The organism is Pseudorhizobium halotolerans (assembly GCF_902153235.2).
Taxonomy (GTDB): domain Bacteria; phylum Pseudomonadota; class Alphaproteobacteria; order Rhizobiales; family Rhizobiaceae; genus Neorhizobium; species Neorhizobium flavum.
Genome location: NZ_CABFWE030000008.1, coordinates 152,160 through 169,222, shown reverse-complemented (window position 1 = coordinate 169,222; position 17,063 = coordinate 152,160). Strand labels below are relative to the sequence as shown.

General features: G+C 65.8%; 24 protein-coding genes. 4 read left to right on the top strand and 20 right to left on the bottom strand.

All coding sequences use genetic code 11. The annotated features are described in order from the left end of the window. Position 1 precedes the first annotated feature (1 nt). The 9 genes from FN060_RS14965 to FN060_RS14925 all read right to left on the bottom strand — a co-directional run bounded on the left by FN060_RS14965 (position 2) and on the right by FN060_RS14925 (position 8,415). Positions 2-673 carry a response regulator transcription factor gene (locus FN060_RS14965; RefSeq protein ID WP_052637616.1) on the bottom strand — a complete coding sequence of 224 codons (672 nt, stop codon included), beginning with the start codon at positions 671-673 and terminating at the stop codon, positions 2-4. Between the two features lie 46 nt (positions 674-719). Further along, positions 720-980 (bottom strand): hypothetical protein, encoded by a 261-nt coding sequence (locus FN060_RS14960; RefSeq protein WP_142588794.1) that lies wholly within the window; start codon positions 978-980, stop codon positions 720-722. Positions 981-1,108: 128 nt separating this feature from the next. Further along, on the bottom strand, positions 1,109-1,372 hold the full coding sequence (locus FN060_RS14955) for a hypothetical protein (RefSeq protein ID WP_142588793.1): 264 nt from the start codon (positions 1,370-1,372) through the stop codon (positions 1,109-1,111). A 148-nt stretch (positions 1,373-1,520) separates the two neighbouring features. After that, a complete protein-coding gene (locus FN060_RS14950) occupies positions 1,521-1,733 on the bottom strand; it encodes a hypothetical protein (protein ID WP_142588792.1) in 213 nt (70 codons plus the stop codon). 13 nt (positions 1,734-1,746) lie between these two features. After that, entirely contained in the window at positions 1,747-5,538 is a 3,792-nt protein-coding gene (locus FN060_RS14945) for a baseplate multidomain protein megatron (protein ID WP_142588791.1), read from the bottom strand. Between the two features lie 316 nt (positions 5,539-5,854). Next, entirely contained in the window at positions 5,855-6,310 is a 456-nt protein-coding gene (locus FN060_RS14940) for an NlpC/P60 family protein (protein ID WP_142588790.1), read from the bottom strand. Then, positions 6,307-7,194 (bottom strand): DUF2163 domain-containing protein, encoded by an 888-nt coding sequence (locus tag FN060_RS14935; RefSeq protein WP_142588789.1) that lies wholly within the window; start codon positions 7,192-7,194, stop codon positions 6,307-6,309. The genes FN060_RS14940 and FN060_RS14935 overlap by 4 nt, the downstream gene beginning before the upstream one ends. After that, positions 7,191-7,829: a DUF2460 domain-containing protein gene (locus FN060_RS14930; RefSeq protein WP_142588788.1), complete on the bottom strand. Its 639-nt coding sequence runs from the start codon at positions 7,827-7,829 to the stop codon at positions 7,191-7,193. Before FN060_RS14930 ends, FN060_RS14935 begins: the two co-directional genes overlap by 4 nt. Positions 7,830-7,878: 49 nt before the next feature. Beyond that, positions 7,879-8,415 (bottom strand): phage tail tape measure protein, encoded by a 537-nt coding sequence (locus FN060_RS14925; protein ID WP_142588787.1) that lies wholly within the window; start codon positions 8,413-8,415, stop codon positions 7,879-7,881. A gap of 105 nt (positions 8,416-8,520) precedes the next feature. Between FN060_RS14925 and FN060_RS14920 the strand changes: the two genes are divergently transcribed. The 4 genes from FN060_RS14920 to FN060_RS14905 all read left to right on the top strand — a co-directional run bounded on the left by FN060_RS14920 (position 8,521) and on the right by FN060_RS14905 (position 11,337). Further along, positions 8,521-9,402, top strand: coding sequence for an alpha/beta fold hydrolase (locus FN060_RS14920; protein ID WP_183949930.1), 882 nt, complete (start codon positions 8,521-8,523; stop codon positions 9,400-9,402). 338 nt (positions 9,403-9,740) lie between these two features. After that, complete coding sequence (locus tag FN060_RS14915) at positions 9,741-10,376, top strand: TetR/AcrR family transcriptional regulator (protein ID WP_142588785.1); 636 nt, start codon at positions 9,741-9,743, stop codon at positions 10,374-10,376. 11 nt (positions 10,377-10,387) lie between these two features. Further along, the gene (locus FN060_RS14910; RefSeq protein WP_142588784.1) at positions 10,388-10,735 is read left to right on the top strand and encodes a cupin domain-containing protein; all 348 of its coding nucleotides are present in this window, start codon (positions 10,388-10,390) and stop codon (positions 10,733-10,735) included. Between the two features lie 197 nt (positions 10,736-10,932). Then, complete coding sequence (locus tag FN060_RS14905; RefSeq protein WP_142588783.1) at positions 10,933-11,337, top strand: GFA family protein; 405 nt, start codon at positions 10,933-10,935, stop codon at positions 11,335-11,337. A 56-nt stretch (positions 11,338-11,393) separates the two neighbouring features. Here FN060_RS14905 and FN060_RS14900 read toward each other — a convergent pair whose 3' ends face one another. The 11 genes from FN060_RS14900 to FN060_RS14850 all read right to left on the bottom strand — a co-directional run bounded on the left by FN060_RS14900 (position 11,394) and on the right by FN060_RS14850 (position 17,015). After that, the gene (locus FN060_RS14900) at positions 11,394-11,651 is read right to left on the bottom strand and encodes a rcc01693 family protein (protein WP_142588782.1); all 258 of its coding nucleotides are present in this window, start codon (positions 11,649-11,651) and stop codon (positions 11,394-11,396) included. Beyond that, positions 11,648-11,998 carry a gene transfer agent family protein gene (locus FN060_RS14895; protein ID WP_142588781.1) on the bottom strand — a complete coding sequence of 117 codons (351 nt, stop codon included), beginning with the start codon at positions 11,996-11,998 and terminating at the stop codon, positions 11,648-11,650. The genes FN060_RS14900 and FN060_RS14895 overlap by 4 nt, the downstream gene beginning before the upstream one ends. Then, positions 11,998-12,405: a phage major tail protein, TP901-1 family gene (locus FN060_RS14890; protein WP_142588780.1), complete on the bottom strand. Its 408-nt coding sequence runs from the start codon at positions 12,403-12,405 to the stop codon at positions 11,998-12,000. The genes FN060_RS14895 and FN060_RS14890 overlap by 1 nt, the downstream gene beginning before the upstream one ends. Before the next feature lie 33 nt (positions 12,406-12,438). Beyond that, positions 12,439-12,858, bottom strand: a complete 420-nt coding sequence (locus tag FN060_RS14885; RefSeq protein WP_142588779.1) for a DUF3168 domain-containing protein — start codon at positions 12,856-12,858, stop codon at positions 12,439-12,441. After that, a complete protein-coding gene (locus tag FN060_RS14880) occupies positions 12,855-13,187 on the bottom strand; it encodes a phage head closure protein (protein ID WP_142588778.1) in 333 nt (110 codons plus the stop codon). Before FN060_RS14880 ends, FN060_RS14885 begins: the two co-directional genes overlap by 4 nt. Next, the gene (locus FN060_RS14875) at positions 13,187-13,756 is read right to left on the bottom strand and encodes a head-tail connector protein (RefSeq protein ID WP_142588777.1); all 570 of its coding nucleotides are present in this window, start codon (positions 13,754-13,756) and stop codon (positions 13,187-13,189) included. Before FN060_RS14875 ends, FN060_RS14880 begins: the two co-directional genes overlap by 1 nt. 232 nt (positions 13,757-13,988) lie before the next feature. After that, the gene (locus FN060_RS14870; protein WP_142588776.1) at positions 13,989-15,260 is read right to left on the bottom strand and encodes a phage major capsid protein; all 1,272 of its coding nucleotides are present in this window, start codon (positions 15,258-15,260) and stop codon (positions 13,989-13,991) included. Then, positions 15,257-15,874 carry an HK97 family phage prohead protease gene (locus FN060_RS14865; protein ID WP_183949927.1) on the bottom strand — a complete coding sequence of 206 codons (618 nt, stop codon included), beginning with the start codon at positions 15,872-15,874 and terminating at the stop codon, positions 15,257-15,259. Before FN060_RS14865 ends, FN060_RS14870 begins: the two co-directional genes overlap by 4 nt. A gap of 47 nt (positions 15,875-15,921) precedes the next feature. Then, a complete protein-coding gene (locus FN060_RS14860) occupies positions 15,922-16,239 on the bottom strand; it encodes a DUF6107 family protein (protein ID WP_077547752.1) in 318 nt (105 codons plus the stop codon). Between the two features lie 192 nt (positions 16,240-16,431). After that, positions 16,432-16,737 (bottom strand): type II toxin-antitoxin system RelE/ParE family toxin, encoded by a 306-nt coding sequence (locus tag FN060_RS14855; RefSeq protein ID WP_142588775.1) that lies wholly within the window; start codon positions 16,735-16,737, stop codon positions 16,432-16,434. Next, positions 16,734-17,015: a CopG family ribbon-helix-helix protein gene (locus tag FN060_RS14850; protein ID WP_142588774.1), complete on the bottom strand. Its 282-nt coding sequence runs from the start codon at positions 17,013-17,015 to the stop codon at positions 16,734-16,736. Before FN060_RS14850 ends, FN060_RS14855 begins: the two co-directional genes overlap by 4 nt. Between the last annotated feature and the right edge of the window lie 48 nt (positions 17,016-17,063).

The following is a 17,063-nucleotide window of genomic DNA, read 5'->3' as shown; positions in this document are numbered from 1 at the left end:
GTCAGCTGACGTCGGTCGGGGCTTGCATCCTGTAGCCGAGGCCGCGCACCGTCTCGATCAGGTCCACGCCGAGCTTCTTCCTCAGCCGCCCGATGAACACCTCGATGGTGTTGGAGTCGCGGTCGAAATCCTGGTCGTACATGTGCTCTACGAGTTCCGTGCGCGACACCACCTGGCCCATGTGATGCATCAGGTAGGAGAGCAGCCGGAACTCGTGGGAGGTGAGTTTCAGCGGCATCCCGTCGACGCTCGCCTTCGATGCCTTGGTGTCGAGGCGGACCGGACCGCAGATGAGTTCGGAGGACGCGTGCCCGGCGGCGCGGCGGATAAGCGCGCGCACGCGCGCCAGCACTTCCTCCACATGGAAGGGCTTGGCAACGTAGTCGTCGGCGCCCGCATCGATGCCGGCCACCTTGTCGCTCCAGCGATCGCGCGCCGTGAGCATCAGGACCGGCATCCGCCGGCCGTCCGTGCGCCACTTCTCCACTACGCTTATTCCGTCCATGACGGGCAGGCCGATGTCGAGGATGGCGGCATCATAGGGTTCCGTGTCGCCAAGGAAATGTCCTTCCTCGCCGTCGAACGCCTGGTCGACGACGTATCCCGCCTCCTTCAGCGCATCGGTCAGCTGCCGGCTCAGATTGACGTCGTCTTCAACTACGAGAATGCGCATGGACTGCCCCACCCTATGCGACGATCGCGGATCACCGCCCCTGTCATTACATCGGCACCCGCACTGTTACCTTGCGCGGTCTCTCATTGCCATTGCCCTGGACGAGAACGGTGACGACGCAGGTCTGGCCGTCGGAAGACGGCTGCGCAGACAGAAGCTGGCCGCCCGTCTCGCTGACGACGCGGCTTGCTGCCGAGCCGCAGTCGGCGGCAGCCAGGATGAAGTAGTCTCCCGCTGCCGGGGCGTCGAAGGCAGTCAGACCGGCAAGGCCGGCGATGAGCATCGCAGGTATCGGCAGTCGCGCCATCGTGTTGCTATCCATCGTCAGGGCGGATCGAACAGATCCAATGCATGTGATGGATTATGTAACCAAGCACGCCTGAATGGCAAATGAATGCGAAGGAAGGGATGGATCCAGGCCTACCGAACGCATCGTCAGGACACCTGCCGATGGGCTTCCACTTCCACTGCAAGCTGGTCGAGAAGGCACCGGAAGAACCGCCGCGCCTGCTTCAGGCGCCATGCGTCCGCCACCGGATCATAGATGATGTCGCAGAGGGAAACGACGACACAGGACGCGGCCTGTGCCAGGGGTCCGGCGCCTGCTTCGCGCAGGATCTTGAGTGCCAGGGCGTACATGCGCCGGTAGTTGTGCGCCTCGCGAGCCTCGGCCAGCCAGGCAACCATCCGCTCCGTCATCGAGCCCCCTTTTCCGTCCGGGCATCAAACCCCGGATCTCAAGAAAGGGTCCGCACTTAAGGAGGCGTCGTGGACCTGTGGTTATGGAAGGGTAAAAAACAGGGGGGCGCCCGGAAAGGTTTCGATAACCTTCCCGGGCCGATGGCGCTCATCGCCGCCCAATGGCAGTGCTGGCGGAGATGCGTCCATAGATGGACAAGGCGCCGCCCAGCGCACCGCCAAGCGCAATCGCAAGGTCGGCAATGTCGTTCTGCACGTCAGGCGCCAGATCCACCCCCGCCACCTGCGCGATGGAGGCCGCTACCGCGATCAGCGCGCCCCATACCGTTTTCGACTGATACCAAGTCTTCATTCCGTCCATGCTCTGTCTCCTTCTAGGTTTGAATGGTGGCGGTCGCCGCAATCCCGAGCGGCACCGCCCGGCCCAGCTGGCGGACGCGGACAGTCACAGTCGGCAGCGGCTGGCCGAAATCGGTGATCTGCTCGTCGAGGCTGTAGAGCAGTTGCGGCGCCGCGACCTCCGCCGAACGCCGGAGGCTCGAACCCTCCAGAATGTCGAGGCGGTAGCGCTCCTCCGGCTCGTCGAGCGGTATATCGGCGGCATCCCAGTCATCCGCCTCCGCCCTGCCCCGACGGATCCACGACAGCAGCAGGTCGCCATTGGCCAGTCGGCGGGCGCCCAGGTGCACGGGCGAGAGCGGTGTCTCCGCCCTGATCCCGCCGTAGAATGGCAAGGGCCCGACACGGCTGCCGGCGGACCCCCTGCCTTCGGCGATCCAGTTCAGCACCCGGCCACGTTCCTCTGCGGCAAGCCGGAGCGAAGCGACCGCCTCGTCCAGGAGCACCACCGGCGAACCCGCCGGCGCGCCCTCGGACATTGCGTCCTCCGTTCCTGCCAGTCCGCGCAGCAGCCTTGCGAGCCGCCAGCGAGCAGGCGCGACTTCCTGCGCCTCAAGGAAACTGACGATCTCCCATGTCCCGCTCGCAGCCTTCACCGCCAGCCGGTTCTGACCCGCCAGCACCGCTTCCAATGAAGCGGACGACAGGCCGCCGAAGAAGAGGTCGAGCTCCACCCTCGACCCGTGGTCGAAGCGCCCCGAGATGGTGCCGGGCTCAAGCGGCGCCGTGAGCCGTCCGATCCGGGCCGGCCGGTCAAGCACTGCACGCAGCCCATATCCCTCCGTTGTCGGCGACGAGGACAGCATGATCCGTTGCCAGGGACGCGCATGGCCCGCCGCCCGGGCGAAGCTCTCCCCCGGACCAGAAGCGAAGCGCGGCAGGTCGAGAAGATGGAGGATCGGCGCGAACGCGTCTGAGCCCGTGTCGCCACCTCCCGGCCCCGGCGTCTCCCGGACGGGTGCGGCAGGCGCGGAGGTCGCATGCTGGCGCGCCTCGATCCGGCGCACCGGCCCTTCCTCGACGCGCGAAACGAGAAACGTCCCACCAGCCTGCGGCAACGTGATCGGATCGCCCGGCTGAAGGCCGACGTCGGCCGGCGACAGCGCGAAGCTCAGTGTCCGTCGCGACACCCATTGGTCGCGGACGGCGGCCTCCGCTGCGGAAAGCGCTGCTTCCTCCGCCAGCACGGCCGGCATGTCGTAACCAAGCACCCGGTTGCTCGCCGTCCTCGTCCGCCGGGACCGGGCGCTCGCCTGCTCGTAGTTCAAGGCCGGATTGGAGGAACCGATCACCACTTCGGCGGCGAAATCGCTGTCATGGCCGCGGGTCTCGCTCCACAGCGGCTGATCCTCCACATCGGCGAGCACATCGATGACGGCTGGCGGAAGGCTCGCAGCGCCTCGCGACCGGAACCTGAGCCGCCCCGCTTCCTCGATCGCGTCGATCCTGAAGACGTCGAGCAGCGGCGCGAGCAGGGCACGCGCCGAGGTCACCTCCGCCTGCACATAGCCGATGAGATCACCGCTCACCTCGGATACGTCGAAATCGTGAAAGCCATGATCCGCCAGGATGGCAGCGATCGTGTCGGCCAGCGTCGCCGCGCCCAGCCTGCCGTTCAACCAGTGTCCACTGCGCCAGTTGCCGCCTTCGCTCCAGACCGAAAGATCGGCGGGAAAGGCAGGAAAGGGGCGCGCGTCCCAGGTCCAGACGAAGACATGGTCCGGATCGACCGGCCCCGCAGCCTGCCCCTTTCCCTGCCAGTGCCGGTGATGCGCCTCCAGGAAGCGCCGCTGCATGGCGTCGGATCGGGCCAGGCTCGAAAAATGCGGGGCAGCACTTTCGGCCGATTTCGGATCGACGAAGACATTCGGCTGGTTGGCCCCCTTGTCTACCGCCGGACAGCCGAGTTCGGTGAACCAGATCGGCTTCATCTCCGGTTGCCAGGCAGTCGGCTGCGTTACCTCCTCGCCGCCGAGGCGATCATGATGATAATTCGACCACCAGCCGGCCAGATCTTTCGGCCGGAACACCCAGGGCTTGCCCGCCGCCCCGTCGGTGGTCGGCGTCCGAAGTCGTGCGGCTCGATCCGCATCGCTCGCATAGTACCAGTCGAAGCCTTCCCCCGCCGCGATTTGCGCCCGCATTGCCTCGCCGTCCTCGGCGAGACGGAACCCGTCAGGATTGGCGGTTGCGAGATCCCCGTCGCGCCAGTCGGCGAGTGGCATGTAGTTGTCGATGCCGACCGCATCGATCGCCGGCGACGCCCAGAGCGGGTCGAGGTGGAAGAAGACGTCGCCGGAGCCATCCTGAGGGTGATAGCCGAAATACTCGCTCCAGTCGGCGCCGTAGGTCAGCTTCGCCTGCGAGCCAAGCATCGTCCAGACATCCTCCGCCAGTTGCACCAACTGCTCGACGAAGGGGAACCGCCCGACCTCGTCGCGCAGCTGGCTCAGCCCGCGCAGTTCCGAGCCTATGAGGAAGCCGTCAACGCCACCGGCTTCGGTCGCCAGTCCCGCATAGTGCAGCACCATGCGCCGGTAACCATCGGGGCCTTCGGCAAAGGCCACCACCTGGGTTCGCGCCGCTGCCGTCTGGTCAACCGTTCCTTGCCGACTTGGAGCGGGATGGCAGGTGATGCGGCCGCGCCAGGGGTAGCTCGCCTGCTCCGCGCCTCCATGCGGATCGGGCAGGCCGTTGCCAGGCGGAACGTCCATCATCAGGAACGGGTAGAGATAGACCTCCAGTCCCCGCGCCTTGAGGTCCGCAATGGCCTGGAGCAGGCTATCGTCGCTCGGGGTGCCGCCATAGGCCGGGCCGCCCCCGTGCCGGCTGACGACATGGGCATCGACGCGCGTGAAGCCGGCGACCGACCAGGGCGAGCTTTCGCCGTCCCGGTGCGGCACCTCCACACCCGGCAGGATGCGGCAGTGGCCGGCCCGCAAGTCCGTCCCGAACCAGCTGACGACCAGCGCCACCCTCTCAAGGTTCGGGCAGAGCGCCGTCAGTTCGTCGATCGAGCACTCCCAGTCGGTCGTCGCCGTCAAGGTATGGCGGTTCATGATCCGGGCGCTGCCCTCGCCCGTCTTCTCCGTCACCTGCACGTTCGCATAGCCGTGCTCGGTCGCGCCGGGAATGATCGTCACCGCACGGAGCTGCCGCTCCAGTGCGCCGACCGGACGCAGCACCTCGAACTGCAGCAACGGAATGCGGTTGCCGAACGGATCGAGCGGCAGGCGTTCGAAGACGACATAGGCGAGGCCGCGATAGGCAGGCGCGTTGCCCATGCCCTGCTTTGCCTCGATCAGCGGATCGGGCAGCTGTTCCTCCCCGCCCCGATAGACGCGCATCTCCACGTCCGTCAGGTCGATCTCGCGACCGTCCGCCCACACCCGCCTGATCCCGGCAATCTCGCCCTCGCACAACCCGATGGCGAGGTTGGCGAAGTAGCGGAAGCTCTCAACCTTCGGACCGCTCGCCTTGCCGCCGGAGCGTTCCCGCCGCACCTCTTCCTCGAAACGCGTCGCCCAGATCAGCGTGCCGCCGATCCGAGCCGTCCCGTAGACGCGGCTGACCGGCGCGCCTTCGTCGGCACCCGGAATGCGTGCAGTCGCCAGCCGCGCTCCGGAGATCGTCCGGCCACCATTGATCAGCGCGCGATCCACATAGCTGCCGGCCAGCCCGCCCGCCGCGCGCCCAAGCATCGCGCCCACAGGACCGAAGACACCGCCGAGCGCCGCGCCCGCCGTCTGGAAGAGAATAGTGGCCATGGAAGCCCCTCGCGCCACCCACTGGATGCGCGCCTAGATTGTGCTAGGGTGATGATGTTCGGGAGCAGAAGCAGCGAGCGCCGCGCCAGCCGCCGCGCCGGTGAGGACGGGCCCCACCGGCCTCGGCAAGGGCCTTGCTCTCGAACCTGGAGGTAATGCTATGAAGCTCACGCCGATTGGCATTGCGCTTACCTTGAGGATAACCCGGACGGGCTGGTCAGTGACCGTCCGGGTATACTTCACAAAGTAAGTCCGCGGTGGGCGAGGTAGCAGCCTCGCTCACCACTCCTGAATATAAGCTAAGAGGCCCGCTTTATCAATTACTGCCCACTTCAGGAAACCGGTGCACTGCCACGATCCGCCGGCGCCATGACGGCACCAGCGTCGAGCGGATCACCGCCGCCTGCTCATAGGCATGGATGAAATGCCGTGGCCCCGCCAGGATGCCCGCATGCTTTGCCGCGCAATCCGGCCGCCAGCGGAAGAGCAGCAGGTCACCCGGTGCGGCGGCGTCCATCGGCAGCGCCGGGCCGAACAGCCGCAGCCCTGCCTCCAGCAGCCGCTCTTCGCCGCTGCGCTCGGCCCAGTCCGGCGCGTAAGCCGGCACGGCCTCCGGTTCGTTGCCATAGAGTTCCCGCCAGATGCCGCGAACGAGGCCGATGCAATCGCAGCCGACCCCGTTCATGGCACCCTGGTGTCGATAGGGCGTGCCGAGCCAGCTCTCCGCCAGCGTCACGATTCGCGCACCCTGCCCGCTCGGGACTGCACTCATGGAAAAATGGCCCCGCCATCGTGACGTCCCTCCCCGGCCGCATAGGAATAGGCGAAGTCGCTGCCCGGAACATGCGGAAAGCCGCGGAAGTTCACCTGGTTTGAAAAGCACCCGCGGCAGGTGGCGAAGGTCTTGTCGCAGCCGGCGGTGATGGTGAAAGCCTGCCCCGGCGTCAGCACGTCCCCGGGCGCACCTTCCAGCGGCAGCCAGAAGGAGAGTTCCCGCGCGCCGTCCGGCAGCCGGCGATCGCCCTCGACGTCGATCCGCCGTCCGTCGACGAGCGACAGGACGCCGAGGCGGAAGAATCCTTCCGCGAACCCCTCCAGTCCGCCGACGCTGATCGTGCTCGCGTCCGTGACCGCCAGAACGCTGCCGCTCCCCTGCCAGGCAGACAGATCGACCCGGCACCGCCCGTCGCCGAACTCGGCGTCGCAGCGGCGGTTGTAGACGCGCCCCTGCGGCTGTGCGAGGCGATGAGCCATGCCGCGCAGCTCGGCGGAAAAGGCCTCGCCCGACCGGGTCACCTCTCCCACCTCGCGCATGTCGAGCAGCATGTGCGCCTCGGGCGCATCCCAGTTGACGAGGAAACGCTCCACACGCGCTCCGTCATAGAGCCCGGCAGCAAGGTCCTCCTCGCGGATCACCTCGCTGGAAAAGCCGCCCGCCACCTCGTCGACGCTCGCAGCAAGCCCGGTCGCGGCCTCCACCTCGCTGCCCGCAAAGCCGCTGGCTGCCAGGAAGAGCGTGCCGTCGAAGGCAAGGTCGTGATCGTGGTCGGTAAAACCGAGCACTGCGCCATCGCGCCGCGTCACCCGCCAGCAATGGCAGGTGGTGGTGGCCTCGCCCGCAAGATGCGTGGCAAGTTCCCTGGGTATGCTCCTCATGGCAGGATCTCCGTCAGCGGAATGGTTGGAATGCGCCCGGCATCGAAGTGACTGAGGTCGACGTCGATGCGGTCGGTGTCGAAGCGGACCGGCACGTCGAACTCGAACCCCGCCCGCACCACCGAACCCGTCGCCGGGATCTTTCCGGGCACGAAGGTCACCGTGCCCGCCACGGCATCCACCGTATAGTTCGCCGGCGCCACCGCGACGCCATCGATCGAGGCCTGCACCGTACCCGCCACCGGCTTGGCGATCCGCCGCACCCAGCCTGTGCCCGCCTCGCCGTAGGTCTTCACCAGCGGAAAACTCGCCGTCACGCCGTCGCCGATGCCGATCTGCTGGTCGCCGGCGGAGACTGCCGCACCCGGCGCACAGGATTTCCAGTCCAGCGGGTCGCGGAAGCGGAAGCCGTGCAGCCGGCCGCGGCGCGCCTCGAAGAATTCGAGCACCGCGTAGAGATCGGCGACAGACTTGATGCCTGACCCCGCATCATAGCTGCGACGCGAATCTTGCCAGCGGGCATTGCGGTTCTCCCGTCCGTTGGACAGGTTGACGATATCGGTCCGCCGTACCGGCCCGCCGCTCGTACCCAGCGCCAAGCGCAGCGGAAACTGCACCTCGTGAAATGCCGTCATCGCTGATCCTCATTTTCGTCAGCCGAAAGATCGCTCTCGCCCTGCCCCGCTACAGGCCGCGCTGCCCGCGCCCGACGCTTCTTGCCAGCATGGCGGCGATCTGCCCCTCGCTCTTGCGGAAGCTCGCGGCATCCGTGGCGGTCACGTTGAAGACGATCTGTGTCGTCCCCCCGCCACCGCCCGCCGCGACGCCCAGGACGCCATCCAGCCCGCGCCTCAGCGGCAGGATCGCCTCCGCCCCCGCCTCGCCCATCAGGCCGAGATCGCCGCCCATCGGAAAGAAGCTGGGGCTGCGCACCACGCCGCCGTCCGCAAACGGCACCACGGACCCCATGAACCCGCCGATCGCATTGCCGAGCGCCCCTTCGAGCGGCTTCAGCGCCGCCGAGAGCGCAATGTCCGTCAGCCGGTTTCCGAGCCCGCGCAGCACATCCTCGAGCCCCTTGCCGCCGACCGTCGCAGAGCGCAAAGCCCCCGTGAGCGCCGCCCCGAACCGCTGCGACCGCGCCTCCAGATCCGCCATCACGCGCGAAAGCTCCTCCGCCTCGCCGATGGTATCGGCAAGCGAAATGTCATCGTCTTCCATTGGGTTTACCTTTCGTGGACGCAGGCGTAATCTGGCCGCAGCTCTCTGTTCTGTCCGTCATCGCCTACCGCTTGTTATAGCTGGCATAGGTGCTAACCTCTCATGATGAGCGATAATCAGAGCGGGTCCACGCGACGGCTCACCCTTGAGACCAAAGGCGGAAGCTACTCCCTGTTTATGCGGGAGCAAGGCGCCGCCAACGCGTCGGCTATCCTTTTCCTCCACGGCTTCCCGACCAGTTCGCTTGATTGGACGCATATTCTGCCGCACCTTGACGAGGATCGCGCGATAGCACCCGACCTTCTCGGGTTCGGCCGGTCGGAGAAGCCCAACATCCGCTACAGCTATCCGCTCCAGGCCGATCTGATCTCGACCTTGCTTGAGCAGCTCGGGATCGAGCGTGTACGCGTGGTGGCGCACGACTATGCTGTTACGCTCGCCCAAGAGCTGCTGACGCGGGAAGCGAAAGGTGCGATACCGTTCTGCATCGATCGAATCGTGTACCTCAACGGCGGCGTCTACGCTCGCCTGCACCGGCAGCGGCTGATCCAGCGAATACTGCGCACGCCCATGCTTGGTCCCATCGTCGCGCGCCGGATGACGTCTGCATCGCTCCGGAACGCCCTGAACGCGATGGCCGGTGAGCACGATGCCTGGAGCGAGGCGGACGCCGAGGCGCACTGGCGGGAGATCGCGCATGCCGACGGTCTCGCCCGCCTGCCTCAGTTGCTCCACTATATCGACGACCGTCGCCGCCACGGCGCGACGTGGGAATCAGCGATGGAGGCAGCCGCCAGCCGAAGCGCGTTCGTATGGGGACCGGCGGATCCGGTGTCGGGCGCTCACATGCTGGCCGAGGTCCGCAAGCGCATGCCGGATGCCGAGATCCATGAGTTGGACGGGCTCGGCCACTATCCGCACTGGGAACATCCGGGCCGCTGTGCCACCGCCATCAAGCATGCGCTTGACCAAGTCAAAGACCCATAAAGCTCCCGTCAGCGCCGCCCCGAACCGCTGCGACCGCGCCTCCAGATCCGCCATCACGCGCGAAAGCTCCTCCGCCTCGCCCAGGGAATAGGCAAGCGAAATGTCATCGTCTTCCATTCGGATTACCTTTCGTGGACGGCGGGGCGGTCCGGCTGCCGGGACGTCCTTACTCGTTTCGAGTACCGGTGGCGCGAGCCGGAAGGAGGTCGCTATCCGCTGGATGGGGAAGCCGTCCCTGATGTCCGAGAACTGGACAATCCGGGCTCCCACTGCCCGGAGACGGAGCGGACACCGTAACATAAACGGGAACGAAGTTACCTTTGGTAGGTTTCTTCGATATGGCTGCGAAGAGACCTGTTACACCGACCCGAGCCGAGCGCCTTTCCTACGAGGCCCGGCATCGGCAACTCCTCGAAATCGCACGAGGCATGGTCGGCGAAGAGGGAACAGACGGACTCACCCTTGCGCGCCTCGCCGAGCGTGCAGGTGTCTCGAAGCCTGTCGCCTATGATCACTTCCGCAGGCGGATCGATCTCCTGCTTGAACTCTATCGCTGGATCGACATCGAGAAAATCGATGCCTTTCGCGAACGCATGGCGGGCAGCAAGATTGGCACTCGCGCAACGGTCGAGGAACTGGCGCGGGCCTATATCGATTGCGCGAGCGACGTCACCGGCGAGTTTCAAGCGGTCGGCGCGGCCCTCGGCGGAACGCCGGAAAAAGCCTCGGTCTTCGCCGATCTGCTTGAGAACAGCGTTCGGATGTTCATCGCCGTCCTCCGTCCGCATGTCGCCCTCGCTCCCTCCGAACTCGAGAGGCGATGCCGAGCCTTCGTTGCTGCTGGGGAATGTCTGGCGGCAGATGTCGTCATTGGCAGGAGCTCGTCCGCCGACGCCACCGCCACGTTCGCCGCCATCATCGCAGGCGGCACCGGTCTCGAACGATTTGCCCCATCTGACTGCACCGGAACTTAGAAAGGGAAGACATGAAAGTCCTCAGATTTGAACCGGCTGATGCCATATTCGAACGCTCGCCTGGGCAGGACGCCGACATCTTCGCCGCGAACCTGGCGGATCAGCGGCAGGGGGGGCCGGTCACGGTCGGGTATGGAAAGTATGGCCCCGACCAGGTCATGGAGACCAATATCGTCGTCGACGACGTCATGGTGGTCCTGGAGGGAAGGGTTTCGGTCGAAGCCAATGGCGAGACTCTGACCGCGGGTCCCGGCGAGATCATCTACATGCCAAAGGGCAACGCGGTCGTCATCCGCTCCCACGCAGAAGGCGCGCTTACCGCCTATGTGACGTATCCTCACTGGTCCGAAGCGGAATAGTACTTCGTTATCGACCTCAATGACCGAGATGCGGGCGGCAGACTGCCCTACCTTCTCGGTCACTGGGTCCGCTTTGGGCCGGAAGACGTCCTGGCAAGATCGCGCCAACACCGGACGTTCGCTCCCCTTATAATGATTGCGATGAACCCAGATCATCCGCATAATTTGCGCAGTTAGAAAGTGGAGGGAGAGAGGCGATGGCCCCCAGGCTCGGCGGATGTCTATGTGGCAATGTTCGCTATGCCGCCGTTGGCGAGCCAGTGTCGGTCTCGATCTGTCACTGTGGGAGTTGCAGAAGATCTGCCGGAGCGCCATCGGTCGCCTGGGCCAGTTATGCATTGGGTGACTTCAGGATTATTAAAGGGGCGATGACCGCCTACACGTCTTCGCCGGGGGTCCAACGCCAACATTGCGGAGCCTGCGGGACCTGCCTGACGTTCCACGAACGTGGCGAAGAGATGATTGATATCTCCCTCGCAAGTCTGGACGACCCTGATCAGCTTTGCCCGACGCAGGAAATCTGGCTGTCTCACCGGCTTGCCTGGGAAGTAGTCAGCCATGAGCGCACAGGATTTGAGGAAGGCTCGCCCACCTCAGATTGATCTCTCATCCCCCTGGATTCCGAATGTCGCCTAAGGGCCGAAGGAAGACGTCGGCCTCAACCTCCAGCCTCAGCTCCCACGTCATCACCCCGTTCACACGTCGCCCCATCCGGAAACCGCCTCATCAACCCCTCCAGCCCGTCCCGCGCCATCTCCGGCCGCCTCGGCCGCAGCCCACCGGTCATGGCGAAAAACTCCACCGGCGTCAGGCGCCAGAACATGTCCGGAGAAAGCCGCAGCAGGCAGAACCCGGCATGCATCACCGCTTCCCAGGGAAACGGTTCGGCATCCCGCCCGCCGGCTGCGGCGCTCAAGGGTCCGCGGAGGCTGCCTCCTGCGGGCCACCGAACGTCGCCACCAGCAGTTCGCCGACGACCCTTGCGCAGCCGGCAATACCGCCTTCCACGCTCATCGCCGCCACCTCCTCGTCGGAATAGAGGTTGCCGGCGCCCCTGAGGCCGGCGCCCAGGATGCGGATCATGTCGGCCGCCTTCATCCGACCCGAGGAGAAGCGTTCGGCAAGCCCGCCGAGATCGCCGGCGCCGAAGGCCGTTTCCAGTTCCGCCAGGCTGCCGAGCGTCAGGCAGAGCACACGCCGCTCGCCGTCGATCACCGCCTCCACCTCCCCGCGCCTGCTGTTCGCCCTTGCGCCCGCACCCATCAGAGCGCCCCAAAACTTAATTGGCCGGCCGATTCCAGCGCCAGTTCGAAGCGCAGCTCGCCATTGTGCTCGCCGGAATATTCCAGCGCCGTGATCTGGAACGGCCCGGTCACCGTGCCGAAATCCGGGATCAGTACCTGCCAGGAGAGGATCGTGCCGGCAAAGAAGGCCTGGCGCACCAGCGCGTCGCTCGCCTGGTCCTTGAACAGGCCCGCCCCCGTGAGCGAGGCGCGCTGAACGCCGGCACCGCCCAGAAGCTCGCGCCAGCGCCCGGCGCTTTCGGCATCCGTCACATCCACTGTCTCGGCATTGAACGCCAGCCGCCGCGACCTCAGGCCCGCCACCGTCACATAGCTGCCGCCGTCGTTGATCTTCAGCAGCAGGTCCTTGCCCTTCTGCGCCACCATGATCTTGGTTCCTTTCCTGTGAGTAAGAGTCCGCTAGGGAGAAACAGGCTCCAGTGGCTCCGTCACCGCCCCGAACCGCAGTTCGGCCGCAAACAGCTTCGCATTCGCCTGCCGGCGCGTCCGTGTCCGCTCATGCGTGAGGCTCACCAGCACGTGGCCGGCCAGGATCAGCGCCGCATCCTGCAGCAGCACCCGCACCCGTTCGGCAATTTCCTCGGCCTCTCGTCGTCCCGCCGCTTCAGACCAGACTTCCAGCGCTAGCCGATGCTCCTCTCCCGCCTCGGTGGCGGTGGAATAGTCGCGCGTCTCCATCTCGCCGATGACGATCGCGGGCAGCACCGGGCGCGGCAGCAGCCGGTCGCGGATCCCGTCCGGCCCGATCATCGCCACAAGCTCGGGATCGGCGGAAAGCCGCGCATGGATCGCCGCCAGCAATGCATTGGCCGCGCTCATCCTGCTGCCTCCTCGCAATGGCAGACGAGAAAGCGCCGCGTCTCGTGCGGATCGCGCACCAGCTTGACAGCGAACAGCCGCGCACCCTTCCGGAACCGCTGTCCCGCCACGACGTCCTCGCAAAACCAGATCCAGATGCGGTGGCTGATGGTGGCGCTTTCCGCCCCCGCCTCCTGCCGCTCCGAAACCCGCACGGGCTCCACCCGCGCCCAGAGCGAGCGCACTTCTTCCCAGGTCACCGCCGCGCCGCCCTGCCCGTCGGGCATCTCCACCGGCGCCTCGAGCACCAGCCGCGCGGTCATTCGTCCCGGATCGAAGATGTGGGTCATCAGAGCCTCCGCATCCGAAACGGCGCGATCAGCCGCTCGTAGCCGGCGGGAATGCCTGCGGGCTGCTGGTCGGGCGAGACCACGCCGCGGAAGGCGAACATGTGGCCGATATGGATCAGCATCGCTCGCTTCAGCGTATCCGGCACGTCGGTTCCGGCCTCGCCGAAGCCGGCGGAAAACTCGATCTCGATACCGTTCAGCGTCTGCCCCGGCGCGGACGGGTTGCGCAGCCAGAGCCGCGCCGGCCGGCCCGCCCCGTCAAGAAGATGGTCTTCAAGTGGAACTTGAAGCGGCGCGCCGTCCGTGTCGAAAACCGTAACCGTCTGAATCGCTTGCACCGGCGATTTCGCGATGCGGATGATGCCGTCGGCCGGCCAGTCGTCGAGATAGAGCCGCCAGGCCTGCGCCATCAGGCAGAGCCCGGTCTCGCGCTCCAGGTGCTCGCGCGCCGTGGCGATGAGCGAGGAGAGCAGCGCGTCCTCCTCGGCGTCATCAAGACGCAGATGCGCCCTCACCTCGGCAAGCGTCAGCGGCTCCGCGATCGGCGGAGTGGTCTGGGCATAGGTCATTGGGGTGTCCGAAAATGATTAGGGAAGTTCCGTCGCCATGGCCCCCTCACCAACAAAATCTGAAGTTTAGCCTACGGCTAAGCCTTCGATTTTGTAACCTCTCCCACAAGGGAGAGGTTAGGCGCCGAGGGCGCGGCAATGGTTCCTCTCCCTTGGTGGGAGAGGATAGTTCGCCCCAAGAGGCAGAGCCGATTGGAGAGGCGAACTTGCTGAGGGGGCTGCCTGAGCCCCCTCAGCTGGCCGCAAACTTCACCAGCTTGATCGCTTCGAAGTTCTGCACCCCGCCGCCGACGCGCTTCGTCGTATAGAACAGCACGTAGGGCTTGGCGGAATAAGGGTCGCGCAGGATGCGGACACCTGCCCGGTCGACGACGAGATAGCCGGAGCGGAAGTCGCCGAAGGCGACGGCCGTGGCGTTGGCGCCGACATCCGGCATCTCCTCGGCTTCCGCAATCGGGAAGCCCATCAGCGAGGCCGGCTGTCCGGCCGATGCCGGCGGCCGCCAGAGATAGTTGCCGTCGGCATCCTTGAACTTGCGCACGTCGCCCTGCGTCTTGCGGTTCATCATGAAGGTGCCGTTCTGGCGGTGCCCGGCCTTCAGCGCATAGATGGCGTCCACCAGCGTGTCGGAGGGGCCGGTCGTCTTCCAGGCCCCTGCCGCGCCCGTCGCGACATAACCGAGATTGCCCCAGGTCCAGGTGCTCTCCGCCACGGCCGTATAAGTGAGGAAACCCTTCGGCTTGTTCACCCCGTCGCCGCGGATGAAGGCGTCCCCCTCCTGCTCGGCGAAGACGATGTCCACCTCGCCGGCAATCCACGCCTCGATGTCGACGGCCGCATCGTCCAGCAGCGCCTGCGTCGCCGCCGGCATGGCGTAAAGCTCCATGGTCGGGAAAGACAGTTCGGCAAGCTGCGGCGTGTTGGTCTGCGGCCGCGCGGCCGTCTCCGCCACCCAGCCGGTCGACAGGCCGGAGGCCGCGAAGGGCTTCTTCAGCACCGAGGACGAGACGGTGCGCACTGTCGAGAGCGCCCGCATCGGCGAGGCGATGGAGATCCGCCGGCCGATCTCGTTGTCCGTCTCCGGCGGCACCAGGTAGCCGCCATCAGCACCGGCGGTGGCGGAAAATGCCTTCGCCTCCAGCTCGCGCAGCCCCGCTTCGTCGCCCCGGCGCACATAGGCGTCGAAGGCCGCCTTGTGCTCCTCGGCCTCCGGCGAAAGCTCGCGGCCCTGGGTGGAACCCAGTGCCGGGCGCGCCTTCTTCAGCAGCATCTGGTCGAGCACCTTCTTCTGCTCGTCCATCGCCCGGTTGATGCGGTCCATCTTGTCGCGCGTCACGACGTCGGCGACAAGCTTCTGCTCGATCTCGCCGAGCCTGCGGTCGTTGACGTCCTTGAAGGCCTCGAAGGCCTCCATGAACTCGTCGAAGGCCGCCGTCACCGTTTCCGGCACGCCCTTGATTTCGGGAGCCTTCACCTCGGGCGCCGTCCTTGCCATGTCCGTCATGTCGCTTTTCCTTTGAAGCTGGGTTTCAACATCATCTTCGCCGCCCGCCGCATCTGGCGGACGAGCTCGGTTTCCCGGTCGCGGAAGAACCGCGCATGCTTGACGTCGGAGACGCGCGCCGAGGGCAGCATCGGAAAGGTGACCACCGAGATCTCCCAAAGGTCCGCCTCCAGGATGCGGCGCACGCCGCTCTTCGGGTCGGACCGCGCCTTCACCGTCCGGAAGCCGATCGACAGTCCGTCGAGCGCCCCGGATTTCATTAGCGAGAACACCTCCGCCGCGCGTCCCACGCCCGGCGCCAGCCGCCCCTCGACGTAAAGGCCGCGGGCATCCTCGCGGATCACCGTCCAGGCGCCAATCGGTTCTGCCGGATCATGCTGGTAGAGCATGCGCACCCCGCCCGCGCCGCGCTCGACGAGCGAATTGGCAAAGGCGCCGCGCTCGATCCTGTCCTTGCCGAGATCGACCTCGCCGAACACCGAGGCATAGCCGGAAAACGTCCCGTCGCCGGAAACACCCGCCAGCTCCAGGTTGGCGAACTTCCGCGCACTCGGGCGCAGTATCGGGCGCTTGGGTGCACCCATGGGGGTGCGGGGCCCGCGGTCAGCGTGCATGAAAGTCTCCTGCAATCGTGATTGTCTGTTCGAGAGCCGGCGGAGGATCAGCCCGCCCGCTTGCCCCATCGCTCCGCTACACGCACGAGCGCGCCGAGCACCCACCAAGCGAGAAGGCTCGCTGCCGCCGAGCCGGTAAGTGAAATTTCCAGTCCGGTCAGCTCGTCGGCGATCCCCATCCGGTCGGAGAGCCACAGCCCGGCCGGCTTGCCGAAGATCAGGCCGCAACAGAGCCCGGTGAAGAAGCGGCTCGCCGCCTCGCGCCGGCTCTTCGGCAACAGGTAGATGAGCGACACACCCGCACCCGCCGCCGCCCCGGCCGCCTTCGCCGCCAGGACGCCAGCCTCGTTGCCAAGGTCAGCCATTGTTAATCTTCCTTGATTAGGATGAACGCATGGACCAGCGGCCGGCGATCACCGCCCCGCCGCTCCGGCATCCGATTGCCTATTCATTTGAATCGGTTGGCCCGGGATGTTCGTGCAGCGATTCCGGTTGTTCAGAAACTGGGTGAGCATCTTCACAGATTTATGCCGCCGAGCAGGATGGGCTGCCAAGGCCTAATCTTCAAAGTTGTCCGCGTCTTCCTCATGGCGTTCCTCTTGTCGTCCATGGCGGATAACGAGAATCATGATCTCGTCTGGGTGGATCTCATACTCGATCACATATGGCGGGACGACAAGAACCCGTGCGCCACCGGAGCCGGGCTTCACCTTCCCCATCTCGGGATGCCGGCTCAGCAGCATCTGAGCATTGCGCAACTTGCGGCTCAATTCGCGCGCCGCCGGAATGCTGAACTTGGTTAGATAGCCCCGTTCCGACCGGATGTAGTCCGCGGCCATGGTCGACACGCGGATCTTCTTCATGCGGCGTCTGTCCGCGCGCGTTCATCCGTGTCGGTCAAGGCATCCAATTCATCCAGCAACTCGTCCATGTCAACGGCCTTGCCCTCTCGGACCTCCTGACGCGCGGTGGCAATCTCCAGAAGTTCCGCCCCCTCCGCCATGAGATAATATTTCAGCGCCCGCACGATCACCCAGGACCGGCTACGATCCGCAGTCTCGGCAATCTTCTCGACATCCTCTAAAATATCCAGCGGCAGCCGCAGGGTGATGGGATCGGACAGAGCGGGTTTATCGGCCATGGTCTGCTCCTGCTTGTAATACGCCGTATTACAACCATACGCCCCTTC

Excerpts from the sequence above, each read along its gene's own strand:
- FN060_RS14950 (WP_142588792.1), bottom strand. The coding sequence starts at position 1,733 with ATGGACGGAATGAAGACTTGGTATCAGTCGAAAACGGTATGGGGCGCG.
- FN060_RS14960 (WP_142588794.1), bottom strand. The coding sequence starts at position 980 with ATGGCGCGACTGCCGATACCTGCGATGCTCATCGCCGGCCTTGCCGGT.
- FN060_RS14895 (WP_142588781.1), bottom strand. The coding sequence starts at position 11,998 with ATGGGTGCGGGCGCAAGGGCGAACAGCAGGCGCGGGGAGGTGGAGGCG.
- FN060_RS14850 (WP_142588774.1), bottom strand. The coding sequence starts at position 17,015 with ATGGCCGATAAACCCGCTCTGTCCGATCCCATCACCCTGCGGCTGCCG.
- FN060_RS14880 (WP_142588778.1), bottom strand. The coding sequence starts at position 13,187 with ATGACCCACATCTTCGATCCGGGACGAATGACCGCGCGGCTGGTGCTC.
- FN060_RS14925 (WP_142588787.1), bottom strand. The coding sequence starts at position 8,415 with ATGGAAGACGATGACATTTCGCTTGCCGATACCATCGGCGAGGCGGAG.
- FN060_RS14870 (WP_142588776.1), bottom strand. The coding sequence starts at position 15,260 with ATGACGGACATGGCAAGGACGGCGCCCGAGGTGAAGGCTCCCGAAATC.
- FN060_RS14955 (WP_142588793.1), bottom strand. The coding sequence starts at position 1,372 with ATGACGGAGCGGATGGTTGCCTGGCTGGCCGAGGCTCGCGAGGCGCAC.
- FN060_RS14885 (WP_142588779.1), bottom strand. The coding sequence starts at position 12,858 with ATGAGCGCGGCCAATGCATTGCTGGCGGCGATCCATGCGCGGCTTTCC.
- FN060_RS14905 (WP_142588783.1), top strand. The coding sequence starts at position 10,933 with ATGGCCCCCAGGCTCGGCGGATGTCTATGTGGCAATGTTCGCTATGCC.
- FN060_RS14890 (WP_142588780.1), bottom strand. The coding sequence starts at position 12,405 with ATGGTGGCGCAGAAGGGCAAGGACCTGCTGCTGAAGATCAACGACGGC.
- FN060_RS14865 (WP_183949927.1), bottom strand. The coding sequence starts at position 15,874 with ATGCACGCTGACCGCGGGCCCCGCACCCCCATGGGTGCACCCAAGCGC.
- FN060_RS14915 (WP_142588785.1), top strand. The coding sequence starts at position 9,741 with ATGGCTGCGAAGAGACCTGTTACACCGACCCGAGCCGAGCGCCTTTCC.
- FN060_RS14855 (WP_142588775.1), bottom strand. The coding sequence starts at position 16,737 with ATGAAGAAGATCCGCGTGTCGACCATGGCCGCGGACTACATCCGGTCG.
- FN060_RS14965 (WP_052637616.1), bottom strand. The coding sequence starts at position 673 with ATGCGCATTCTCGTAGTTGAAGACGACGTCAATCTGAGCCGGCAGCTG.
- FN060_RS14875 (WP_142588777.1), bottom strand. The coding sequence starts at position 13,756 with ATGACCTATGCCCAGACCACTCCGCCGATCGCGGAGCCGCTGACGCTT.
- FN060_RS14940 (WP_142588790.1), bottom strand. The coding sequence starts at position 6,310 with ATGAGTGCAGTCCCGAGCGGGCAGGGTGCGCGAATCGTGACGCTGGCG.
- FN060_RS14910 (WP_142588784.1), top strand. The coding sequence starts at position 10,388 with ATGAAAGTCCTCAGATTTGAACCGGCTGATGCCATATTCGAACGCTCG.
- FN060_RS14935 (WP_142588789.1), bottom strand. The coding sequence starts at position 7,194 with ATGAGGAGCATACCCAGGGAACTTGCCACGCATCTTGCGGGCGAGGCC.
- FN060_RS14945 (WP_142588791.1), bottom strand. The coding sequence starts at position 5,538 with ATGGCCACTATTCTCTTCCAGACGGCGGGCGCGGCGCTCGGCGGTGTC.
- FN060_RS14920 (WP_183949930.1), top strand. The coding sequence starts at position 8,521 with ATGAGCGATAATCAGAGCGGGTCCACGCGACGGCTCACCCTTGAGACC.
- FN060_RS14930 (WP_142588788.1), bottom strand. The coding sequence starts at position 7,829 with ATGACGGCATTTCACGAGGTGCAGTTTCCGCTGCGCTTGGCGCTGGGT.
- FN060_RS14860 (WP_077547752.1), bottom strand. The coding sequence starts at position 16,239 with ATGGCTGACCTTGGCAACGAGGCTGGCGTCCTGGCGGCGAAGGCGGCC.